The sequence below is a fragment of the Pseudohaemophilus parahaemolyticus genome, assembly GCF_938021905.1.
GTDB classification, from domain to species: Bacteria; Pseudomonadota; Gammaproteobacteria; order Enterobacterales; family Pasteurellaceae; genus Haemophilus_A; species Haemophilus_A parahaemolyticus_B.
This window is the reverse complement of the sequence record NZ_CALIFA010000085.1, coordinates 1-3213: the sequence shown is the minus strand read 5'-3', so window position 1 is coordinate 3213 and position 3213 is coordinate 1. Positions and strand designations below refer to the sequence as shown.

The following is a 3213-nucleotide window of genomic DNA, read 5'->3' as shown; positions in this document are numbered from 1 at the left end:
AACTGTAATCGGCAAGTTGGCGTAATGCGCGATCAGGTGCAAAATCAAACACATAGCAATTCTCTTTTAAGATACATTGCGCATTCGGATTATTGGGATCTTGCCCGTGTAGCACCCATGGCGTTTGCACGCGGAAGGCAGCTTGGAAATAGGTTTCCGGGCTGGCAAGGTTTCGCAACATAAAAATCCCCGCCCACGGTGCAACAGAAACGCCTGTGGTCAATTTGCCACAACTGAGTGTGATCGTTTTTGTTTTTAGTGGATCTTGCATTGCCTTTTTCACGGGAATCAACGCGTCGGCCCCCATTCCTGCCGCATTGCCGGCAGCGACAATAATGCAATAATCGTGATAAAACGTATTTTGCGGTTGAGCCAATAAATTCCGCATTGCATAGCAACTTGCGACATTCGGCAAGAACCAAAGCGTGTGCAACAAACTGCCTAATAAATTGGCATCGCTAAAGGGCATAGGCGGTAGTTTGGGTTTATTTTCATCTAAATTTTTATTTTGAAATCTTGAGGCTTTAATTCTTAATGTATCTATTTCAAAAGAAAGAAATTGCCCACGAATTAAATTGAGCCATTTTTGCACTTCGTTTTCATATTTAAACTTAGCATTTTCTCCTTCACCAATTGCGGAGAAAAACACATTTAGATCAAACTCAGCAAATTCGCCTTTCAGGGCAACTTCACGAATTTCATCAGGCAATTGATAAGTCAGCATCACCATTTTCGGCAAGGCTAAATAGGGGTTATCTTCACCTTCCCACGCATTTTTGGCTTTTTGCTCATCAGAATACGTCCAATTGAAAATTTGCTCTTCAATAAACTCGCCCGAATTAATTGCACGGAATGGTGTGCCCGATAAGTAGAGATAGTGATCGGTGGTAATCGGCAACAAGTCCTCATCAAAATAATTGGGTGAATCCAGCTCCATGTCATGCTCTTCGGCTTGCTGTTGCTTGGATTGTTCTTTTTCCCAATCGCTATCGGCAAACAGGTCTTTCGCCTTGTCTCGCCACGCCCCGTAGTGATATTCATCAAAAATCACACAATCCCAGTTAATGGCGTGTACCCATTCATTTTTAAGTTTAATCCCACCGGCTTTGCTTTTGCCCAAATAATCTTGAAATGATCCAAAGCAAATTTGCGGAAAGTCCGCATTCATTTGCCAATCCGTTTCTTCTTTCACAAATTGCCAATCTTGAAAATCAAGGTGGTTTTTCAAATCCTCTCCCCATGCATTTTCCACGGCAGGTTTAAACGTGAGCACCAACACTTTCTTCCAACCCATTCTTTTTGCTAGCTGGTACGCTGCAAAGGTTTTCCCAAAACGCATTTTGGCATTCCAAAGAAAATGGGGGATTTTGCCGTGATTAAGTGGGTCATTGACAAAATTCTGGAAATAATTAGCCGTTTTTTCCACCGCACTTTGCTGTTCAGGGCGCATACCGAAGTTAAAAATCGCTTGGCGTTTTTGAACCACGCCTGTTTTCACTTCCAACAATGCCGCTTTCACCTTGTTTAAATCGCATTTAAACCATTCCCCTTCAAGACGTTCTACGCCATGTTTCAGCAAAACTTGATGCACTTCGTGATCAGTAAAAAATGAGCCATCTTCACGGATTGCTTCTTCGTCTAGTTCAATACGGTAGCTTTGAGAAGGTAACGTAACAGGATATTGTTCTTTTAAGCGTTCCGTCACGGTTCTTGTGGTATAACCGACTTTTAGGCAATTGGGATAACGGGTGTCAGCGTAGGCATAAATTCTCGGGCGGCGTAGCGGTGAAAGGTAGCTCATTGTTTTTCCTTTGTGATATTACAGGCGTATAAAGTATAAATTTGCTCAAAAACTCCCCTCTTTAGCAAAGAGGGGCAGGGGGAGATTTAGCAGGCGTGAAAACGAAGCTCATGAGAAATTAAGATCGCAATCAAATCTCCCCTACCCCCTTTTTTCTAAAGAGGCGGATCTTGAGCGTTATTCATTAGAAACAGGGCGAACCATTGATTCGATATATTCAATTTCCGCTTGGGTTAATTGATATTTTTCATAGAGTTCTTTATCTGTCCACGGTTTAGAGAAGTCTTGCATTGGAACAAGTTCATAAACTTTTTTAGTGGTATGTTGGGTATTTTTCTTGAGCGTAAGCATAAAATGGAAAAAACGCGTATTAATGTAACTCATTACATTTTCACAGGTTTGCTTATCTTCAAATGGTCCCATAACAAGATAAGTTTCCGTGCAAGCGGTATTGGGTTCGGCATAAATCGGTTTTACCCAGTCGGTTTTACTATCCCCAGAACCCACGGCATAAGGAGCAATAACTTTATGGGTATGAATCCATTGCTTATTAACAGGTATATCTTCTTGTTTTACATAACCAGTACCTTTATTTTGATAAAGTTTTACGTTATGAACTGATGATTTATACGGTACAGAATTTCCTTTAAAATTTGTTGCTAATCCAAATGGCTTTCTTCCACTAATTACATCACTAAAACTTTTTTCTTCTTTTTCTTTTACTTTCCTTAAAATGTGAACAGCACTGTTATAACGAATTAAAAAATCTAATCCCTCTTCTTTAAGCGGTCGTTTCATTTCAGAAATTTGTGCATTTTTTTCGTGTGTCACAATTAAGCAATCATCGTTGTATTGTTCTTCCCAAAGGAAATAACAAACGCCGCCTTTAATTTCTACACCAGTGAAGCAATCACTTGAATTTGGAAAATCATGAATTTCTGAAATTCGTCGGTCATTGAGCATTTGATCACGAAAATCATCTAAACCTTTCCCGCCAGTAAACCATCTTGCAGGAATAATCATCGAAAGGTATTTCGGCTGTAATTTAATGGCTTGTTGCACAAATTGATCATAAATCGGTTTGGCACTGGCTTGTGCACCACCATCACTCAACTGATACGGCGGATTGCCGATAATGACATCAAATTTCACAGGTAATTTCTCATTGATATTGGCTAACTCTTGATGAATAAAGGAATATGCGTGGTTTTCTAATTCATCGCCACGGTCATAAACTTGTTCACTTGCACCGCACTTTATGCAACGTCCATTTTCCCATTGGTGTTTTAGCGGAGAATAAAAAATATTGCCTTGCGGGTTGTTAAATCCCTCACAAACAGAAAATTTTCCATTGGCCTCACGGCTGCAATAAAGTGTGCGACGGGCAAGTAAGGCAGTGAGTTCGGTGATGC

2 protein-coding genes are annotated in these 3213 nt (G+C 40.5%); both read right to left on the bottom strand.

Annotated elements, in window-relative coordinates:
- Nucleotides 1-1801: GIY-YIG nuclease family protein (locus QMF79_RS09380; protein ID WP_281773636.1), on the bottom strand; the 1801-nt coding region annotated here is incomplete at its 3' end.
- A 177-nt stretch (nucleotides 1802-1978) separates the two neighbouring features.
- Nucleotides 1979-3213, bottom strand: a 1235-nt coding sequence (locus QMF79_RS09375; RefSeq protein WP_281773635.1) for an Eco57I restriction-modification methylase domain-containing protein, incomplete at its 5' end; no start/stop codon positions are given.